This is a genomic window from Synechococcus sp. R6-5 (genome assembly GCF_047461775.1).
GTDB lineage: Bacteria > Cyanobacteriota > Cyanobacteriia > Thermostichales > Thermostichaceae > Thermostichus.
Window position 1 is genome coordinate 1 of record NZ_JANSHV010000408.1, and the last position, 531, is coordinate 531.

General features: G+C 60.3%; 1 protein-coding gene. It reads right to left on the reverse strand.

Annotated features, from left to right (window positions below):
- A partial coding sequence (locus NW818_RS14025; RefSeq protein WP_414424912.1) for a hypothetical protein occupies positions 1-503 on the reverse strand: 503 nt, incomplete at its 3' end.
- Between the last annotated feature and the right edge of the window lie 28 nt (positions 504-531).

Consider the following 531-nt stretch of genomic DNA (forward strand, 5'->3'; position numbering starts at 1 on the left):
AGGATCATACGCTCCGAGAGATGATCATTGCCACGCGGCGCACCGGGCCGCACCCATACCCACCGCGTCACTCCGTCCTGCGTCTCCTCTCGATCAATCCGCACTTCGATCACCCCAGCCGGTCGCCGCACCAGCACGCGCCGGTCTACCCGCTCAGGCGCGATTCGCCCGCTTCGCAGGTCATTCCACACCACCTGAACGTGCTGTAACGTCTCGGTGGCATAGTCTTCGGCGTAGAGCACCGTGTCGAGTTCATACCGCTGCAACTGACCGAATACCAGCGATCGTACTGCATCGTCATCGGCAGGCAGAACACCCGCACGCGCCTGTTCCGTCAGCGTCCTGACGCATTCGCGGATTGCCTGATGCATACGTAAAAACGGCGAAAGATCGTCGTACAACTGATATACGTACTGATACAGAAAGCGCCGTTTGCAACCGTCGAGATCGATACTCGAAGCCGGTAACGGCATACGCGGCGCTGGTGTGTCGTGCAGCCGCATCGCAGGCGCTGGATTCGGACAGGTTGCC